The organism is Acidianus ambivalens (genome assembly GCF_009729015.1).
In the GTDB taxonomy this organism is placed as follows: domain Archaea; phylum Thermoproteota; class Thermoprotei_A; order Sulfolobales; family Sulfolobaceae; genus Acidianus; species Acidianus ambivalens.
This window is the reverse complement of record NZ_CP045482.1, coordinates 1,279,421-1,297,286: the sequence shown is the minus strand read 5'-3', so window position 1 is coordinate 1,297,286 and position 17,866 is coordinate 1,279,421. Positions and strand designations below refer to the sequence as shown.

Annotated in this window: 15 protein-coding genes; 9 read left to right on the top strand and 6 right to left on the bottom strand. The window is 35.3% G+C overall.

Annotated features, from left to right (window positions below):
* Positions 1-39 precede the first annotated feature (39 nt).
* Positions 40-624 (top strand): IS607-like element IS1921 family transposase, encoded by a 585-nt coding sequence (locus tag D1866_RS07550; RefSeq protein WP_152941508.1) that lies wholly within the window; start codon positions 40-42, stop codon positions 622-624.
* Positions 602-1,885, top strand: a complete 1,284-nt coding sequence (locus D1866_RS07545; RefSeq protein WP_155861120.1) for an RNA-guided endonuclease InsQ/TnpB family protein — start codon at positions 602-604, stop codon at positions 1,883-1,885. Before D1866_RS07550 ends, D1866_RS07545 begins: the two co-directional genes overlap by 23 nt.
* Positions 1,886-1,906: 21 nt before the next feature.
* Here the strand turns inward: D1866_RS07545 and D1866_RS07540 are convergent, their stop codons facing one another.
* Positions 1,907-2,551, bottom strand: a complete 645-nt coding sequence (locus D1866_RS07540; protein WP_231136272.1) for a uracil-DNA glycosylase — start codon at positions 2,549-2,551, stop codon at positions 1,907-1,909.
* Positions 2,552-2,593: 42 nt separating this feature from the next.
* Between D1866_RS07540 and D1866_RS07535 the strand changes: the two genes are divergently transcribed.
* Complete coding sequence (locus D1866_RS07535) at positions 2,594-3,091, top strand: hypothetical protein (protein WP_152941512.1); 498 nt, start codon at positions 2,594-2,596, stop codon at positions 3,089-3,091.
* 4 nt (positions 3,092-3,095) lie between these two features.
* On the opposite strand, the gene D1866_RS07530 is transcribed toward D1866_RS07535, so the two are convergent.
* The 3 genes from D1866_RS07530 to D1866_RS07520 form a co-directional block, all read right to left on the bottom strand.
* Positions 3,096-4,859 (bottom strand): alpha/beta hydrolase family protein, encoded by a 1,764-nt coding sequence (locus tag D1866_RS07530; protein ID WP_152941514.1) that lies wholly within the window; start codon positions 4,857-4,859, stop codon positions 3,096-3,098.
* Between the two features lie 25 nt (positions 4,860-4,884).
* Positions 4,885-6,693, bottom strand: a complete 1,809-nt coding sequence (locus tag D1866_RS07525; RefSeq protein ID WP_152941516.1) for a DEAD/DEAH box helicase — start codon at positions 6,691-6,693, stop codon at positions 4,885-4,887.
* 249 nt (positions 6,694-6,942) lie between these two features.
* Positions 6,943-7,647 carry a 5-formyltetrahydrofolate cyclo-ligase gene (locus D1866_RS07520; RefSeq protein WP_152941518.1) on the bottom strand — a complete coding sequence of 235 codons (705 nt, stop codon included), beginning with the start codon at positions 7,645-7,647 and terminating at the stop codon, positions 6,943-6,945.
* A 58-nt stretch (positions 7,648-7,705) separates the two neighbouring features.
* Between D1866_RS07520 and D1866_RS07515 the strand changes: the two genes are divergently transcribed.
* Genes D1866_RS07515 through D1866_RS07495 form a run of 5 tightly spaced genes read left to right on the top strand, consistent with a single transcriptional unit; the run spans position 7,706 to position 13,815 of the window.
* Positions 7,706-9,634, top strand: a complete 1,929-nt coding sequence (locus D1866_RS07515; RefSeq protein WP_152941520.1) for a hydantoinase/oxoprolinase family protein — start codon at positions 7,706-7,708, stop codon at positions 9,632-9,634.
* A 3-nt stretch (positions 9,635-9,637) separates the two neighbouring features.
* Positions 9,638-11,161, top strand: coding sequence for a hydantoinase B/oxoprolinase family protein (locus tag D1866_RS07510; protein WP_152941522.1), 1,524 nt, complete (start codon positions 9,638-9,640; stop codon positions 11,159-11,161).
* A gap of 25 nt (positions 11,162-11,186) precedes the next feature.
* Positions 11,187-12,203 (top strand): potassium channel family protein, encoded by a 1,017-nt coding sequence (locus D1866_RS07505; protein WP_155861119.1) that lies wholly within the window; start codon positions 11,187-11,189, stop codon positions 12,201-12,203.
* Between the two features lie 5 nt (positions 12,204-12,208).
* Positions 12,209-13,168: an NAD-dependent epimerase/dehydratase family protein gene (locus tag D1866_RS07500; protein WP_152941524.1), complete on the top strand. Its 960-nt coding sequence runs from the start codon at positions 12,209-12,211 to the stop codon at positions 13,166-13,168.
* Positions 13,169-13,209: 41 nt separating this feature from the next.
* Positions 13,210-13,815, top strand: a complete 606-nt coding sequence (locus D1866_RS07495) for a stage II sporulation protein M (RefSeq protein ID WP_152941526.1) — start codon at positions 13,210-13,212, stop codon at positions 13,813-13,815.
* Here D1866_RS07495 and D1866_RS07490 read toward each other — a convergent pair.
* Together D1866_RS07490 and D1866_RS07485 are read right to left on the bottom strand one after the other, a co-directional pair.
* Positions 13,812-15,287, bottom strand: a complete 1,476-nt coding sequence (locus tag D1866_RS07490; protein ID WP_152941528.1) for a M61 family metallopeptidase — start codon at positions 15,285-15,287, stop codon at positions 13,812-13,814. The two genes, D1866_RS07495 and D1866_RS07490, sit on opposite strands and share 4 nt — an antisense overlap.
* A 30-nt stretch (positions 15,288-15,317) precedes the next feature.
* The gene (locus D1866_RS07485) at positions 15,318-16,358 is read right to left on the bottom strand and encodes an MFS transporter (RefSeq protein ID WP_152941530.1); all 1,041 of its coding nucleotides are present in this window, start codon (positions 16,356-16,358) and stop codon (positions 15,318-15,320) included.
* Positions 16,359-16,575: 217 nt separating this feature from the next.
* Here D1866_RS07485 and D1866_RS07480 point away from each other — a divergent pair, with 217 nt between their 5' ends.
* Positions 16,576-17,781: an MFS transporter gene (locus D1866_RS07480; protein ID WP_152941532.1), complete on the top strand. Its 1,206-nt coding sequence runs from the start codon at positions 16,576-16,578 to the stop codon at positions 17,779-17,781.
* Positions 17,782-17,866 lie beyond the last annotated feature (85 nt).

The following is a 17,866-nucleotide window of genomic DNA, read 5'->3' as shown; positions in this document are numbered from 1 at the left end:
CCGTGAAGTTTATATACTTTGTATGTAAAACTAATTACAATGCTAAAACCTAAAGAAGTCTGCCAACGCTTAGGAATATCATACCGCACTTTACAGAGCTACGTAAAGAAAGGATACATCAAACCAGTAATACTACAGAGTGGAAAGTGGAGGTTTAGGGAAGAGGACGTAGAAAAACTGATGGGTATTGTTAGAAAGAGGAAAGTGATACTTTACGCGAGAGTGTCATCAAACGCACAAAAAGACGACTTGGTAAACCAATTAAAATACCTGCAAGAACAAGTAAAGGACTACGACCAAGTAATAACTGACGTAGGTTCTGGGTTAAACATGAAGAGAAAAGGATTCCTCAAGTTGTTAAGAATGATACTAAACAACGAGGTGTCAAAAGTAGTCATAGCTTACCCAGACAGACTAGTTAGGTTCGGCTTCGAAATCCTTGAAGAGGTATGCAAAGCACATAATTGTGAACTCGTGGTATTAAACAATGAGGACAAAACACCAGAACAAGAGCTAGTAGAAGACCTAATCTCAATCCTAGTCTCCTTTAGTGGAAAATTGCAAGGAATGAGGAGTCAAAAATACGAAAAGGTGAAGAAGTGTGTCGAGGAAATTAAGAATTAAATCACTCCAACCAGAAGAGGAGTACATTTACCTAACGTACTCCTTGGAGAATGATAAGAAGGAGGAGAGCAGAGTATTATTAGAGAACTACAAGACGCTACTACAGAAAGCATTGGACTGGTTATGGGAGAAGGTGAAGGTTGAGAGAAAAGAAGTGAAGAAGGGTAAGAAAGTATTTACGAAGGTCAAAGTTAAGTTACCTAAGAAAAAGAAAGTGTACAAAATTTTGAGGGATGAGCTAGAGAAGATCAACAAGTTGGCTTCACACTACGTGGATAAGGCAATTAATGACACTTACTCCATTTTAAGGAGTTGGAGGAGGAGGGCTGAAAAGGGACAAGCGTCATTGAGTAAACCAACACTGAGGAAGGTTTACGTTAGGATTAAGTCAACTCTTAGGAAGGTTGATGGCGAGAGCGTAAGGATTACTGTAAGACCTTACGAGTATATTACCTTCTCTTGGTCTCACACTTGGTTTTCACGAAGGGTTAAAGGGCTTGAACTAGGTGAGCCCATAATTAAGGAGGATAAAGTGTACTTACCGTTCCGCTACAAGTTACCTTGGTTTACTCCCTTAGATTTCCTAGCAATTGATAGTAACCTCTATACTCTAGATGCTTATGATGGAGAGAAGTTCGTCACGTTTTCCTTGAAGGGGCTTTACAGTATGAAGTACGGTATGGAGTTGAAAAGGAGTAAAATACAGTCTTTTGCTTCAAAGCACGGTAGGAAGGGGAAGGAGTTGATGAGAAAATATTCTCATAGAGAGAGGAACCGTGTACTGGATTATGTTCACAAGTTTGTGAATAAGTTGCTGGAGATGTACCCTATGACGACATTTGTTGTTGAAAAACTGAATAAGCAAGAGATGTTTGAAGATGCTAACGACTCCCTTTCTAAAAAGATTTCTAAGACTGTGTGGAGGTCAATTCACCGCATCTTAAAGTATAAGGCTCCTCTTTACGGTTCCTTTGTTAAGGAGGTGAATCCACGCCTCACTTCAAGGTCCTGCCCCAGATGTGGATGGGTTTCCCGAAAGGTTGGCAGGACTTTTCATTGCGAGAGGTGTGGGTTCACCATGGATAGGCAATTGAACGCATCTCTCAACATCTACCTCAAGATGTGCGGGTTTCCTCACATCCGTGATATTCCGCGGGTGTGGGTTGGGGTTATCCCGCTAAAGGGGCGGAGGGGTAACGGAAGTTACTCTGGTGAAGCCCAAGGGCTGAGAATTAGATACAATTTCATGAAAATTCAATGAAGCCCAAACCCCATCAGATCACTAGGATTCCTTAGTTAATTCATAAGCTTTCCTTACAACTTGCATGAAAGACTCCCAGGTAAGTCTTCCGGTCTTGGTATTCTGGGCACTAGGATGATAGCTTCCAACTATTTTCTTTCCCTTAACGTCATAAACTACGCCGTGAGAAAATTTGCATTTCTCATTAAAAGCCATGCAAACTGAATCAAATGCCATTTTACCTAGAGCTAATATTACTTTGAGATTTCTTAAGGACATTATCTCCTTTCTTAGGAAATAATTACAGTTTAGGATCTCTTCCCTTAAAGGCTTATTCTCAGGGGGAGCGCATTTTACAGCGTTAGTTAAATAAACTCCTCTAAGGATCAAGTTTTCTTCTCTACTTAAGGAGAACTCTAGATTTGACAATCCCAATTCGTAGAGGGCTTTAGTTACCCATTTACCGGATTCGTCACCAGTAAATACTCTGCCAGTTCTATTTCCGCCATGTGCTGCAGGGGCTAATCCGACAATAAGTAAGCTTGCATTTTCGTCACCGTATCCTGGTAAAGGCTTTCCCCAATATTCCCAGTTTCTAAATCTTTTCACCTTTATTTTAGCTATCATTTCAGAATATTGCCTAAGTCTAGGACATCTATAGCACGATATAATCTCATCATCGAACATATTCTGAACATATTTATTAGCCATTAATAAGAATATTTTGCCATGCACATTTTAACTAAGATAGGACTGATAGTACTCGTAATAGGGATAATACTAGCTGGTATAGGCTTTTACGAGTTTTCTTCACTGGTTAATGAGATGGAACCAGTGATAGAACTTCACGGGGCACAAAGAATTACTCTTGGGCCATTCCAAAACTATACAATTCCTGTTTCACCTTCTCCAGGGAAAATTATTGCTTTTGCTTATAATTCTACCTCACCTATAGATGTAACTTTACCTTCCAGCTTTACTAATTCATCCTCACTTTCTACAACAGAGCGAGTATATTTATCTCCTACTGGCGATATATCTGGAAATATTGAATTTCATAATCCTTCAAATTCCTCAATAGTAGTATATTACATTCTAAAGTATATAGAAGTCTCTACTATAGACGTCTATTCTTTAGCATTTGTATTAATAGGCGCATTATTATTCATTGTAGGGCTCACTATTGCTATAATAGGGTTAGTAATAGGAAGGAAAAAGAGAACCTAAATAGTTATTTTAAATACTTAGTAAACCACCATATTTTCTTATAAAGCCTATCAATCATATTTTTAGGTTTTCCTCTCCTAGCGTGCTCATGAGAATCACCAGGATACCTCTCTAACACTGTAGGTACTCCGTTCATTTTCAATGCCATAAAGAACTGTTCTGCTTGTTCTATTGGACATCTATAGTCTTCTTCGCCGTGGATTAACATGGTTGGCGTCTTTACGTTCTTAACATAATAAATTGGAGACATTCTCATTAATTTTTCAATATTTTCCTGCTTCCAAGGATCATCAATTCCTGCCTCCATTGCATTAAACCAAAAGCCTATATCACTAGTCCCGCACATGCTAACCAAGTTGGATATACTCCTTTCAGCAATTGCTGCAGAAAACATATCTGTCCGAGTAACTATCCAGTTTGTCATATATCCGCCATAAGAACCTCCAGTAACGCCCAATTTCCCTTTAAGATTGTATTTTTCAATTACTTTTTTAGTAAAATTTATTATATCCTGCATGTCTTTCCCACCCCAGTCTCCTACACATGCCTTCGCAAAATCTTCTCCATAGCCTTGACTTCCCCTAGGATTGCAATATATTATGTTAAATCCATTGGATGCAAAGAATTGAAACTCTATAAAATATCCATAGCCGTATGCAGCGTGAGGTCCACCATGAATAAACAGTATTGTTGGATTATCTGGATTAGTAATTATAGCCCAACCCTGAATTTCGTCGTTAATCTCCTGTGGTTCTATTCCTTCTACTCCAGGATTAGGGTCATAATCCTCCTTATAATGAAGAATCGAAGGTTTAGTGGGAGTTGTATAGAAATACGCTATATCTTCCTTGGTATTAACGTCAAAACCTCTAACTACTATTTTGCCTTCAGTTATTTGCTCTGCCTTATCACTTATTTTATAAATTTGGACTTCTCCTTTAACTTGACCAAGAGAATAAATAACGTCGTTTACAAAATAAATTCTAGTTTTTGCTCCGTCAAATAGGTCTGTTAATACGTCACCTCCGCATGTATTACCGCAGAGAAAACTTTTGTCCTCCTCTGGAAGTATTATTTCATCTACTGCCCAAGGTGCCCTGCCTTTTCTATGGCCTAAGTAGGCTATTTGACCTTTTTCGTTCATAGCCACAGCGTTTACTATTCCTTCTCCTTGAGTTATTCTCCTCATTTCCCCATTAGATAAATCGACTTCGTAAACGTCTGAAAGACCTATATCATCGTTCTCCTTTGTTGCAGAAATTACAACTCTTTTACCGTTAGTAGCGACTCCAGTGACGTCAAAGTCTCCACTAATTATTTTCTCTAACTTTGTCGAAAATAAGTAAAGAGATTGCCTAGTCCTTAAAAGTCCTCTACTGTCAAATCTGTACTTAAGTTTAGTTGCCTCAAATGGTTTGTTCTTATTTACTTTATCTTCACCTAAGATAAGAATCCCCTTGTTGTGAAATGCGTAATCTGAGATTTTACCTAAGCAGAGTAGTTTCTCTTCTTCTCCATAAGGAGATTTCCTGAATAAACAAGCTTCTTTCTTGTTCTTTTGCCCTTTAATTTCTTTAACATAATATAGATATTCACCATTAAACCTAGGTAAGCTTACTTTTCCTTCAATTATTTTTCTCTTATCTAGAAAAATTGCTGATTTATACTCCTTGTTTTCTATCCAAGTTTCTACATGAAGTAAATCTCCTCCATTATTTAATTTTACATCAGATATGAGTTTTATTGAATAGGCTTCCTCTGGTGTCATTATAAAAATAGATAAAAGGAAAGCATTAAGCATTTCTAATCCATTGGGTATCAAAGAATTCATCTTTAGATTTGGAAAGCTCTTGGTAATTTGAAAAACAGAATCTTATAAAATCGATAATTTCTTCTACCTTTTTTCCTTCTCTTAAAATCCTCCTATATGACCTCATAAGTCTCATAATAAAATATGAAGGTTTATTCAAATCTTCGCTGATTAGAGAATAAGTAGAAAGATTATAAATTATTTCAGAAGATTTCCTAATGCTTTCCGCGATATCATCAGTTGAAATAACTTGTGGTACAGTTAAAGAATAATAAAACCAAGTTGAAGGCTCTAAACTTTCTCCAACAGTAAAATATGTATATCTACCGAAACTTCCCCTCAAGGATTTTACTGAATCTAGGAAAATGGAATTACCTTTTCTTAATATTTCTCCTTCATTTACTTTTCTGCTAAAGTATTCGTCTACGAAGAAGGAATATATAAAAGAGTAGTATAATGCTCTTGCTAGAGGATTTCCTTTTTTATCAAATTTTATTATTAGCTTAAGCAAATTCATACCTTTCTTTGGAACCATTTCATAAGCAAATACTTTACCTAGGGGAGTTACTTTACCTTTCTGGATAGCACCTATATTTTCAAGGAATGATAAGGAATCTTTTATCTTTGAAGGAGAATACCTATATCCATATCTTGCCAAGAGTAAAGGATCTAAACCGCTGTAAATCCACCTTAATACTGTTTGTGGATAATCTAAAGGCTCTGGAACCTTTCCAAAGTCCTTTTTTAACGCTTTATTAACTATTTTTACTTCGTCAGATTCTGCAAAGATTAAAGCCAAACCTTTTTCTGAATAACCTGGCCTTCCTGCTCTTCCAATAACTTGGGCAACTGTTGAAGGCTCTACATAAGTTCTTAAGCCTGCGAACCTCTTTAATGCTAAAACTACTACTACATCTACGTTAGTATTTATACTAAGAGCTAAAGTGTCAGTTGAAACTATTACCTTATACTGGTTATTTTCACTCCTCATGTCGTCCTCTATCTTTTTTCTAACTTCTATCGGCAAACCTGCATGATGAAAAGCTGTAGGTACATGAAGTTCCTTCTCTATTAATTTAGATATTTCCTCTGCGGATCTCCTAGTATTAGTGTAAACTAGTATTTGCTTATAATTTTCTAATTTAAGTTCCCCTTTCTTAACGTAATTTATGAACTCTATTGCCTTATTTAAATAGTAGTTTTCACCCCTCTTCTGAGAAACCTTTACTATTTTTACGTCTATGTTTACTGGCCTTTTATCGTTACAAATAACCTTTGCCTCTAGATATTCGGAAAGCGAATCTACATCTGGCATTGTTGCGCTAAGTAATATAACATTAATTTTACCGCTAAATTTATCCCTAAAGAACTTGTAATATGCTAAAAGCTCTTGAAGAGTGCAATTTCTTCCTTCTGAGAGGAGCAAATGTGCCTCATCAATAACTAAAAGCGAATTAGAAAAGAGAGAAGGAGAAGAGATCATTTGTTGCAAAAGCCTTTCATAACTAGTTATAATAATTTTCTTTCTCCAGACTTCTTCCGCATTAAAATTATCTTCGAGTCTGACATCACTATCGTCTCTCCCCACGTCATTAGTAAAAAGTGAAAGTTTAGTGTAAACTTCTCTAATAGCCGCTTTTGTAGGCATCGCAAATACTACCTTATTGTAAGTATCTTGTTTTAATGCATACTTTATTACAGAGAAAGTTTTACCTGAACCAGTAGGGGATATAAGCATTAGTGGCTGGTAAGAGTCTAAAGCCTTAATATCAAGCTTAACAAAGTTACTCATTACCTTTATTACTAGATATTCAACCTTTAATTACTATTTCCTCATTTGGCTGTACAGTCTAAGTAATTTTAGTTATTGAAAGCTTATAAACTTTTATAAAAATATAATCTAAAAAATTTATAAAGAGATTTTATTATTTAGTTACTATCATTTGATGGAAAGAAAATTTATACATGAATAGAATTATATTGGCTAAAATAATGTCAAGGAGAGAAAATTATGTAGAAGTAGCTCTTAACAGGAATTGAATCATTTTAATCTACCTGTCTCCATTAAATAATATTTTAAGTATGGAGTTTCTTCTATTTTCTCCTTGGTTAAATACTCCATGTAAATTCCCTTTGGTTTCTCTCTATTAGGCTTAGTCCTTATAATTTCCTTTTCAGTTACAATTATATCAACTGGCACATCAAACGGCTGTGAAGGTATTTCATCGACTATTTGTATAGAGTGGACTGTTGTAGCTACTGGTGTTTTCTCATTAACCTTACCTAGTTCCCTTAATATTGCGTATTCCAATTCACTATAACCTTCTCCTTTTCCTACCCTATCTCCTGATCTGGTTACAGCAACAGAACCCACTACTATAAAATCTACTGGAGGAATTTCCTTATAACTAATTCTTTTGCCCAATTTAGTAAATCCTGAAATTGTAGATGCAAGCTTAGGATTAACATTATAAATTAAGAAAAATTCTCCTTTAAGCCTAGGCGTCGGAACTAATAACTTTTTACCGGCTGATAGAACTAACTCTCTCACTTTTCTTTGCGGAGAGTCTGGATTCACTTTAACTACTTCAGCTTTTTTAAATTCAGGAAGCGTAGAAAGAATCTCAGCCGCTTTTTCTGAACCTTTAAAGTTAGGAATCCTACCAAAAACTGGTCTAGGAAAAGATGCTATGTTAGTTTCTTCCATTAATTTCCATATCTTTTGTCTAATTTCTTCCTTATCCATAAAAACTGATTAACTGTCGGAATAAAATCCTTTTATTCTTGCAAGTTTTTTCCCTCTTATGATAGTAGCTGTAGATGTAGGAGGTACATTTACTGATATAGTTGGAATAGATGAAAATGGTAAAATTACTATTTATAAAGGATTAACTACTCCTAAATCTCCAGAGATAGGCGTATACGAAGGATTAAAAAAGGGAAATTTTCACGACGTGAAAGAGATAATACATGCTACAACTATAGCAACAAATGCAATTTTAGGACAAGTTAACTTGGAGCTTCCAGAAGTTGCTTTACTTACGACTAAGGGATTTAAGGACGTTATAGAGATTGGGAGGCAAAATAGACCAGAGCTCTATAATCCGTTTTTTGATAAACCTGCTCCCTTAGTACCAAGGGATAAAAGATATGAAATAAATGAGAGAGTCAATGCTGAAGGAAAAATAATTCAAAAAGTTAATGAAGAAGAAGTAGAGAACCTAATAAAATCTATCAAGGCAGACGCAATAGCGATCTCTTTTTTGCATTCTTATATAAATCCGGATAACGAAAAGATAGTTGCACAGATAGTTAGGAAATACTTCAAATACGTTTCAGTATCTCATGAGATAGCTCCTGAACCTAGGGAATACGAAAGAGCGTCAACAACTGTACTGAACGCAAAATTAATGCCAATAGTAAGCAGATACTTGGAGGCTTTAGAATCTTTACTTAGGGATTTTAGTTCGCCGCCTATTTTTATTATGGCTAGTTCTGGAGGCTTAATAGATAAGGAAGAGGCATCAAGAAGACCAGTCCAAATAATAGAATCTGGGCCTGCCGCAGGAGTAGTAGGTGTTGCTTACTTTTCTGAATTACTTAACATTAAAAATGCAATAAGCTTTGACATGGGCGGAACTACTGCAAAAGCAGGAACAGTAGTCGACCATAAAATAGAGATAACTACAGAATACGAGGTAGGAGGAAAAGCCCATCATGGTAGAGTGATTAAAGGTTCTGGATATCCTGTCAGATTTCCATTTGTAGACTTAAGTGAAGTTTCCGCAGGTGGAGGAACTATAATCTGGAAAGATAGTGCAGGTGGGTTAAGAGTAGGGCCTTTAAGTGCTGGTGCAGATCCTGGACCAATAAGTTATGCAAGAGGTGGAAAAGATCCTACATTAACTGACGCTAATGTAGCCCTAGGAAGAGTAGAATCTTTACTCTCAGGCGAAATGAAACTAGATAAAGAGGGAGCGATAAAGGGATTAAATAAATTAGGAGATTATGTTGAAATAGCTAACGAGGCAATAAAGCTAGCAAATATGGAAATGGGAAGGGCTATAAGACTTGTCACAGTAGAGAGAGGTCTTGATCCCGAAGATTTTACTCTATTTGCATATGGAGGAGCAGGACCTCAATATGCCATTGATCTCGCAGAAGAGATGGGAATTTCTACAGTAGTAATTCCCCCATACCCTGGACTTTTTTCTGCTTTAGGAATGTTATTTGCTGATAAAAAATATGAAGCGAGAAAGTCGTATCCTAAGGATCTTGAGAAAGATTTCGAAGAGTTGGAATCTAAGGTAAAGGGGAAATATTACTTAAGATATGCTGATGTGAGGTATGAAGGACAAGGATGGGAAATTACAATCCCAGTAAGTAACGTAAAAAAGATTAAGGAAGATTTTGAAACTATACACAGAAAAATTTATGGCTTCACTTTAGATAGAGATATAGAAATTACGACTATTAGAGTATTTGGAATAGTTCCATCTTATAAAGTAACGTTGCCTAAACCTAAAACAGACGGTAAACCTAACGTAAAATTTAGGAAGGTCTACTTTGATGAATGGATTGAAACTCCTATATATAAGAGAGAAGAGCTTCCTAGCAATTACGAAATAGAAGGTCCAGCAATTCTTGAAGAATATAGTTCAACAATCGTAATAAAACCTAATTGGAAAGGGATAGTAGATGAGAACGGATTTATAAAGATTTCAAAGGTGTAAGCTATGAAGTGGGAGATCGTTCATAAGGCTACGTCCTTCATAGCTGAAGAAATGGGAGTTTCATTAAAGAAATCTGCGCTTTCGCCAAACATTAGGGAGAGAATGGATCACAGCTGTGCCATAGTTAACGAAGAAGGAAAAATAGTTGCACAAGCTGAACATATACCAGTACACCTAGGGTCGTTTAAAATAGGCGTTCTTAATGTATTAAATTACTTGGAAAAAGAAGGGATAGAGCTTGGGGAAGGAGATTCCATTATATTTAATGACCCATATATTTCTGGAACGCACTTAAACGACATTGGAGTATTATCTCCTATATTTTATAATGGAAAGTTAGTAGGTTATGCAGTAAATAAAGCCCATCACGTAGACGTTGGAGGCCCATTACAAGGCTCAATAAATCCTACCGCCAAAACAATTTATGAAGAAGGCGTAGTAATTCCACCAGTAAAGTTAACTAAAAAAGGTAGCTTAAATGACGAAATAATTAAGATAATAAAGGAAAATTTCAAAGTTCCAGATTTCTCACTAGGAGATATAAAGGCTCAGATATCTGCAAATAAGCTAGGAGAAGAAAGAGTAAGACAGTTATTCGAAAAATATGGAGATATAAGACAATCATGGGAGGAATCTATTGATTACTCTAGAAGACTTGCACTAAATGTAATAAATACATGGAAAAAAGGAGAATATGAAGCAGAAGACTATTTAGAATGGGGATCTTCACTACTACCTATAAAAATTAAACTTAGGGTAGAAGAAAAAGGAATAATTGCAGACTTTGAAGGAACTCACAAGCAAATTGAAGGACCACTTAACGCTGTCCTAGGAGTAACTTATTCTGCGGTCTCTTTTGCAGTTAGGTCTATGGTAGGAGAAGTTCCTACAAATGATGGATTCTATTCTTTAATAACCGTCAAAGCTGAGGAAGGAAGCCTAGTTAATCCTTTAAAACCTGCTGCAGTTGGCGGGGGTAACGTAGAGACTTCGCAAAGAATAGCAGACGTAACTTTCCTGGCTATGAGTAAGTTCCTTAAAGTTCCTGCAGCGGCCTCAGGAACTATGATGAATATAATGATGGGTGGTATCTACAAAGGAAAATATTGGTCTTATTATGAAACTGTAGGTGGAGGTAGCGGTGGGAGACCGTGTAAGGACGGTGTATCTGCAGTGCAAAATAATATGACCAACACTTTAAATACGCCAATAGAAATAGCCGAAAGACAATATCCTATTCTCTTTATAGAATATAGAATAAGGGAAGGTAGTGGGGGTAATGGGCTTCACAAAGGAGGAGATGGAATAATTAGGGGATTTAAACTGCTGTCTAAAGCCAAGATATCTATACTGGCTGATAGGTTTAAGATAGGACCTTGGGGATTAGAAGGAGGAGAAAGAGGAAAACCTGGGAGAGTTACAATAAACGGTAAGGAGTATCCTAGCAAATTCACTGAAGAGGTTAATGAAGGAGACGTAATACTAGTGGAAACTCCAGGTGGTGGAGGATATGGTAAAGCTTATTAATCCTTAGTGAGATTAAGGGCTTAACGTGGATAGGACAAGGATTTGGAATAGATATTTAATACCTTTAATTGAGAACTTCGTTGCTCCATACTCCGTCTTAAGGAAAATTCTTCCTCAAATACTATTGTTAGGTTTAGCAGTTTATATAAATGCTTGGGTTTTTATGGTTTACCAGCACTTAGATTTTATATCCGCAATTTATGCTGGTGTTAATGTAGTTACTACTGTAGGTTTATACGCCCCAAACATTTCGCAAATGACGGACACTGAAAAAATAGTTCTTATAATTACAATAATTTTTGCAGTAGGACTTTATACTAGCATAATTCAATCAATAGTTAGTACTGTAATAAATAGGAGTACATGGCAGGACGCTAAAGCTAGATGGAGGGGAAGTCATATGAAAGGACATACTGTAATAGTAGGAGAAGGCGAAATAATAGCGAGTGCTGTTAGAAGACTTGAAAGGCTTGGCGTCGATTACATAGTTTTAACTCCTTCTAAGGATATAGCGAATAAAATAAGAAACGATAGAGTAATAATAGGAGATCCAAAGGATGATAAGAACTTATTATCTGCAGGAATTTTAGAAGCAAAAAATGCAATAGTCTCAATGCAAAATGACATGGATACTTTGCTTATAACATTAAAGATACAGAAGATAAATCCTCCGTTACAAGTTATTAGTGTAGTAAAAGACTCTAATATGGTCGACGTTTTTAAAACTGCAGGTGCAGATTTAGTAATTCCTAATGATGATATAGTAGGTAGAATAACAGCTGCGGCAGCAATATCTAACAATGTTGCCGGGGTTATATTTCACGATAGAAGCGAAAATTTAATAATAGGATTATTTGAAATTAAAAAAGAGATTAAAATAAGAGACCTACCTTCTGGTATTCTTCCTTTGGCAATAATAGAAGAAGATGGAAAGCTTAACCCTTACTTTGAAAAGGATACATTGCTAAAGAAAGGAGAAAAATTAGTTGTCCTTGGTGATCCAAACTTATTTAAGAAAGTTAAAGAAGTCTTAGGAGAGTAACATTTATGAAATATTTACTTTTAGGCTTAGGATTTGTTTCTACACATGTTGCCGAATATTTATCGAAATTTGGAGAAGTTAAGGTAACTTATAAGAGCTTAAATCCGGTAAAGAGAATATACGCCGAGGATATACTAAAAGGTAAAGCAGACGTAGTAAAGTTAGATCCTTTACAAGATAAGGAAAAATTAAAGGAAGAAATCTCATCCTCTGACGTTATAGTAAATTTTATTGGAGAAATTCAAGGTAGTGAAGAAAGCCTAAGAGTAGCCAACGTGGAGATACCAAAGTTAATAGCGCAGACAGTAGGTGAAACATACAATGAAGGGAAAAAGAAAATTCTAATTCACTTTAGCGGACTTCTAGGTAAAACTGGAAACAACGTAAAACCTGAGGAGCCTCATTTACAAGGAATAAATCCCTCAACTCCTTTCGAAAAAACTAAATATGAGGGAGAAAAGGAGGTTTACCAAATTTCTCAAAAGTACGATTTTCCTCTAGTAATTCTTAGGCCTACACTAGTTTATGGTAGATATTCCGCTCACATTCAATTTATAACAATGTATAATTTTGCAAAAAAAGGAATAATACCTAGATTAAGTTTCCAATTTAACACTATAAGCGCATATTACATAGCAGAAATGATAAAGAATTTATCTGATTTTAAAGGAAGAAAATATTTTTACGCTACTGAGTGTAGTCCAGTAAACGTAACTAGATTTTTTGAATTAATGGCAAAAGGACTAGGAATAAATAAGCAAATTCACCTTTATGTTCCAGAATTCCTTGCTAAACTCGTGTTGCCAAGTTACATTAAAAGTTTGCTAAAGTACACTAAATCAACGTATGATTGTACAGAGTCTAAAAATCTTGTTAATAACTTAACTTTTGACGAAAATGAAGTTATAAATAATGCAATATTCTTAAGAAGATTAGAAAAGGAAAAATCACTTATTCCGACATAATTGGAGAAGATTTTTAACTCATAAAACCAAGGTTTTTATTAATGAGAAGACAGACCCTAGTATTCTTTATACTTTTTATAATAGAACTACTAATATTTATAGGAGCATCCGCACTGCCAGTTAATCAACCAGAACTAGCTAGTAAATTCCAGTCTGAGAGGTCATCTATTGTATCTTTGCCTTATCCATTAGAGGCCTTATCAATATTTACTCATAATTATGAGGTGGCATTAGCAGAATTTATTCCAGCTTTAGGAGTAGGAATTATGGGATTTTCGATAGGCTCTACAGGTTACGTTTTATCTGCAGTTTCAAATGCACAAGGAATACCAGGCTGGATTCCAGCGATTTTCCTACTTACTTTACCTCACTCTTGGTTAGAGTTACCTTCATACGCCTTTGCGGCTTCAGCTGGATTATTCCTTTTAATTGATAGAAATTGGAAGAGGTTCTTATACATGATAGGTTTTGTTGGACTAGAATTATTCTTTGCAGCATCAGTAGAGGCTGGAGAAATAGTATTGGAGAACGTAAATGCTATATACTCTTATCTATTTTGGATTCCTGCAGCCTTATTATTCTATGTACTTTACGAGGTCTATGAATATATAATGGACGTAACTGAAAAACCTAAGGTTCAATATTAAATTATCTCTATATCAGAAATTCCTTCTTCTTTTTCGAATTCTAGTTTTCCTATTTTTACCTTTATTTTATGTCCAGGATTTGGAGAAGTATTTACTACAACCTCTTTTATTCTACCCTCTCTTACTATTGTAAGCTTAGTAGAATCTTTAACTTCCAATTTAGATTTGCCGTTAAATCCTATTATCTGATCTCCAGGAATCAATCCAGCTAAATCTGCAGGAGAATTGTCCTCCACATATGTTATAGTCTTGTCCTTTAGCATTATGCCATAATAAGGCTTCCCTCTATCTGTAAACTCTATGTTCACATCGTCTTTTAATTGCTCAAGAATTTTCGCTGCAGGGCCGTATACAAGGTCTTCTATATCGATCTCATATTTTCCCCTTAAAATTCTGTTTAAATCGTCGAAGGAATAAATTCTTTTTTCATAAATTTCCTTAAACAAGTCATCTATCCTTTTCCCTTTTTTTGACATTTCTAAATCAACGTATAAGGCTAAGGCCAAACCTCCATCATAATATGAAATTGAGGAGTTTAAGAAATTCTCATCTTGCCTATAATATTTTATCCATGTAGTAAATGAAGATTCTGCTAAGCTTGTCCTTTTAGCTCCAGGAAAAGTTAACTTAGATAACGAGTTTGCCACATACTTTACTGCATCTTTCTTATCGAGAACTCCTGCCCTCAACGAAATTATTACTGCCATGTAATCAGTGAAACCTTCAGCAAACCACAAAAGCGATGTATAGACCTCTTTCTCATAATTGTGCTTAAGATCTGCCGGAATGAGTCTCTTAACGTTCCAGCGATGAAAATACTCGTGAGCAAATAAAGTTGCTAGCTTCTCCCTATCCCAGCTAACTACTATTGCTGAGGAATTTGAGTGCTCTATCCCTCCTAACTCCTTGTCAGATCTCCTAAAGTGAAAAACATAATTATCTTCGTCTCCTAGAATTTTATCTGCCTCACTAACGATCCTCTTTAACATTTCAACATCCAGGTCGTCTATTGTAGAAACAACGTGCTTATCGTCGATTTTTAGTACCTTTAAATATGGGGAAGCCTCTATTGGAGAATCAGCAAACTCATCATAATTATTAGCACAGTACATTCCATCTTTCTTCTTGAGAGAAGTTGATATTTTCCAGTTAGGAGGCAAATCTAGCTTTACGCAATATTCTTCATTAATTTCCTGAAAAGGGAAAACTGCTGGCGGATTAATAAAAATATAGTCGAGTGTAGAAATAGCTTCTCTTTGATCTTTGCTTAATGCATAAATTAAATACCTAAAATTGCCCTTTACATAAAATCTATTCTTTGATATTCTAATTCCTTCAATTTCTACAATATTTCTTTCTAGCTCTCTTATTACATAAGACCCAGGAACATAAGTAGGAAAAATTACTACTCCTTCTCTTCCCTTAGCTAAAATTTCAAAATAACGATTTCTAGGTTTTACTTCAAATATCATAGAAATGAAGAAGAAGAGAAGAAAATAACTTTATGCAGAGCTAACTAGTAGAGCATTTGGTTTCTTAACGCTCATTACTAGAAGGATAACCATTGATAAGGCAGTAAATAACGAAGCTAAGAACTTAATATCGAAGGAACTTATTACTGGAACTGCAACTCCTCCTAGCGCTGCAGTATTCAAAGCTATTCCCATATTTCTTGCAGATGCTCCATAAGAGGCTGCTAATCTAGGCGCTATTGAATTAATTCCTAAACCAAAGGCAGTGAAAACTACTAGAACGTAAGGGGAACCGGTGAGGAAAAATGTAACTCCGCTTATTGCTGAAGTCATTGTGTAAAGTAATGCTGTTCTAGTTTCACCTAATAGTGAGGATATTACTGGAACGAAAATGTACATTGGTATTGCTGCTATATAACCTATTATTAGCCAAATTATTCCTCCTTGAGTTTCAACAATTGCAGGGGCTAACTGTAATGCGAATGCTGGCTCAAAGGAGAAGAAAAATATCAAAATTGAAGATATTGAAGGTATTCCGAGCTTTCCTACTTCAACTGAAAATATACTTACCCTCTTGTATAACATTGAGAAAGGCAAAGTTATTGCTCCACTTAATGCAATCAATTGCCATTCTCCTAAAGCTAAGTAAGATAATGCACCACCTATCCATCCGAAAGCCCAACCACTCATTGTTAAAGCAATTATTAACCTATTTCCAGATCTTACTGCCTGTTCAACTGCTAAAGAAGTAGCTATACCGAATGCAACGCCAACTAATAACCTTAAAGGTATTAATATAGGAACATTTAAAGTACTACTTCCTATTGATAATATTCCTAAAGCTACCATTGAAGATAAGAAAGTTAACCTAGATCCTAGGATTGCAACAATTCTTTGGTAAAGCAAAGATCCAATAACTCTTCCTCCAAAAGGTATAGACACTATTAAAAATGCTAACCATGCTGGTAATTCAAATTGTTTCACAGTAAATGCTGGTGCTACCATTACGTAAGTGGCTAAAGTATAAGCTATAAATGAAGTAACACCGCTAAACGTCTTGCTTATACTCATACGGATCGATATATAGTATTCTAGGAATTAAATATAAGCATTATCTACGTAATGTATAAACAAAACGATATAACTTTAATTAATAATTATCATTATTATCATCTTATCTCACTATGTCGTATTTTAAGTTATTTTTCTACAATTAGATTAAAATCTGATAATCTATTTTCAATAGATTGAAAGATAATTTTTTAAATAAACGCCAAAGCCTTTTAATATGAGTGAAAGACCAGTCTCCAACTATATTGGTTCCTATATATCGTGGATCATGGATTCTTATGACCTAGGGGCAGTAGTCATAACTTCAACTCTACTAGAAAAGTTATTCTACCCAACTTTAGGAACATTAGGTGCAGTATTACCAATAATTTTCACAGTGTTATTTAGACCTTTAGGCGGTTTTATTTTTGGCTATATAGCTGATAAATATGGAAGGAAAAGAACATTAATATTTACTGTTTTAGGATATTCATTGTCTATAGGAATAACTTCAATTTTACCTACTTATTGTCAAATAGGAATTTTAGCTCCAATTCTTCTATCATTACTTAGAATCTTACAAGGAATATTTATAGGCGGAGACGTATCCTCAAGCTTCACTACTGCAATGGAAAGCGTTAGAAAGATGAGGGGACTATTTGGTGGGATAATGCAGTCTGGAACTTTAATTGGATTTGTTATAGTAGACCTCCTTTTCGCTTATTTTGCTAGTATACCTAGCCTTGTACTTAATAGCTGGAGATATATTTTCGCTATCGGTGTTCTACCTGCAGGGCTTGCAGTATTCATAAGATCAAGAATGACAGAACCTAAAATATACGTAGAGAGTAAGAAAGATAATCCAATTAAAGGTTTGAAACCAATATGGCAGACCATATTAGTAATGATAGGATTCTGGATGATGATTTATGCAGGACCGCAATTCGCTCCAGTATTCTTTGGAGAATACCTTCACTTAAGTCAAGCAGAAATTGGCAAGTATGCATTTTACATGAATTTAGCAGGAATACCCGCAATGATAATAGCAGGAGGAATTTCTGACTTTTTAGGAAGGAAATTTACAGGAATCGGATATGTCATATTAGCAACAATAGGTGCAGGAATTTTCTATTTTAGTGGTTTCTCACTATTTACAGTTATGCTTTTCGGATTCTTAATAAATTTCCCTTCAGCATTAACTCCAGCGTATTTGGCAGAAAGGTTTAAGACTTTTAGTAGAGCTACTGGAGTAGGATTCTCCTATAATGGAGCTTTCATAGCTGCAGGTTTTAGTCCATTACTTATATCTCTAGTTTCTACTAAACTTCCATTAAATACATCGGCTTTCAGTATTTTAACTCTTGGTTCAATTATTGCAATTTTGGGATTAGCCTTAGGGCCAGAAACGTTAAAGAACAACGAATTAACAATGTATCAACATTAATGTATAAATGTATACATTTTTACACAGGATTTTCTTGCTTTTTTTAAATTATGTAAACAAAGTTCCATAGCTTTAAACGTTTTAA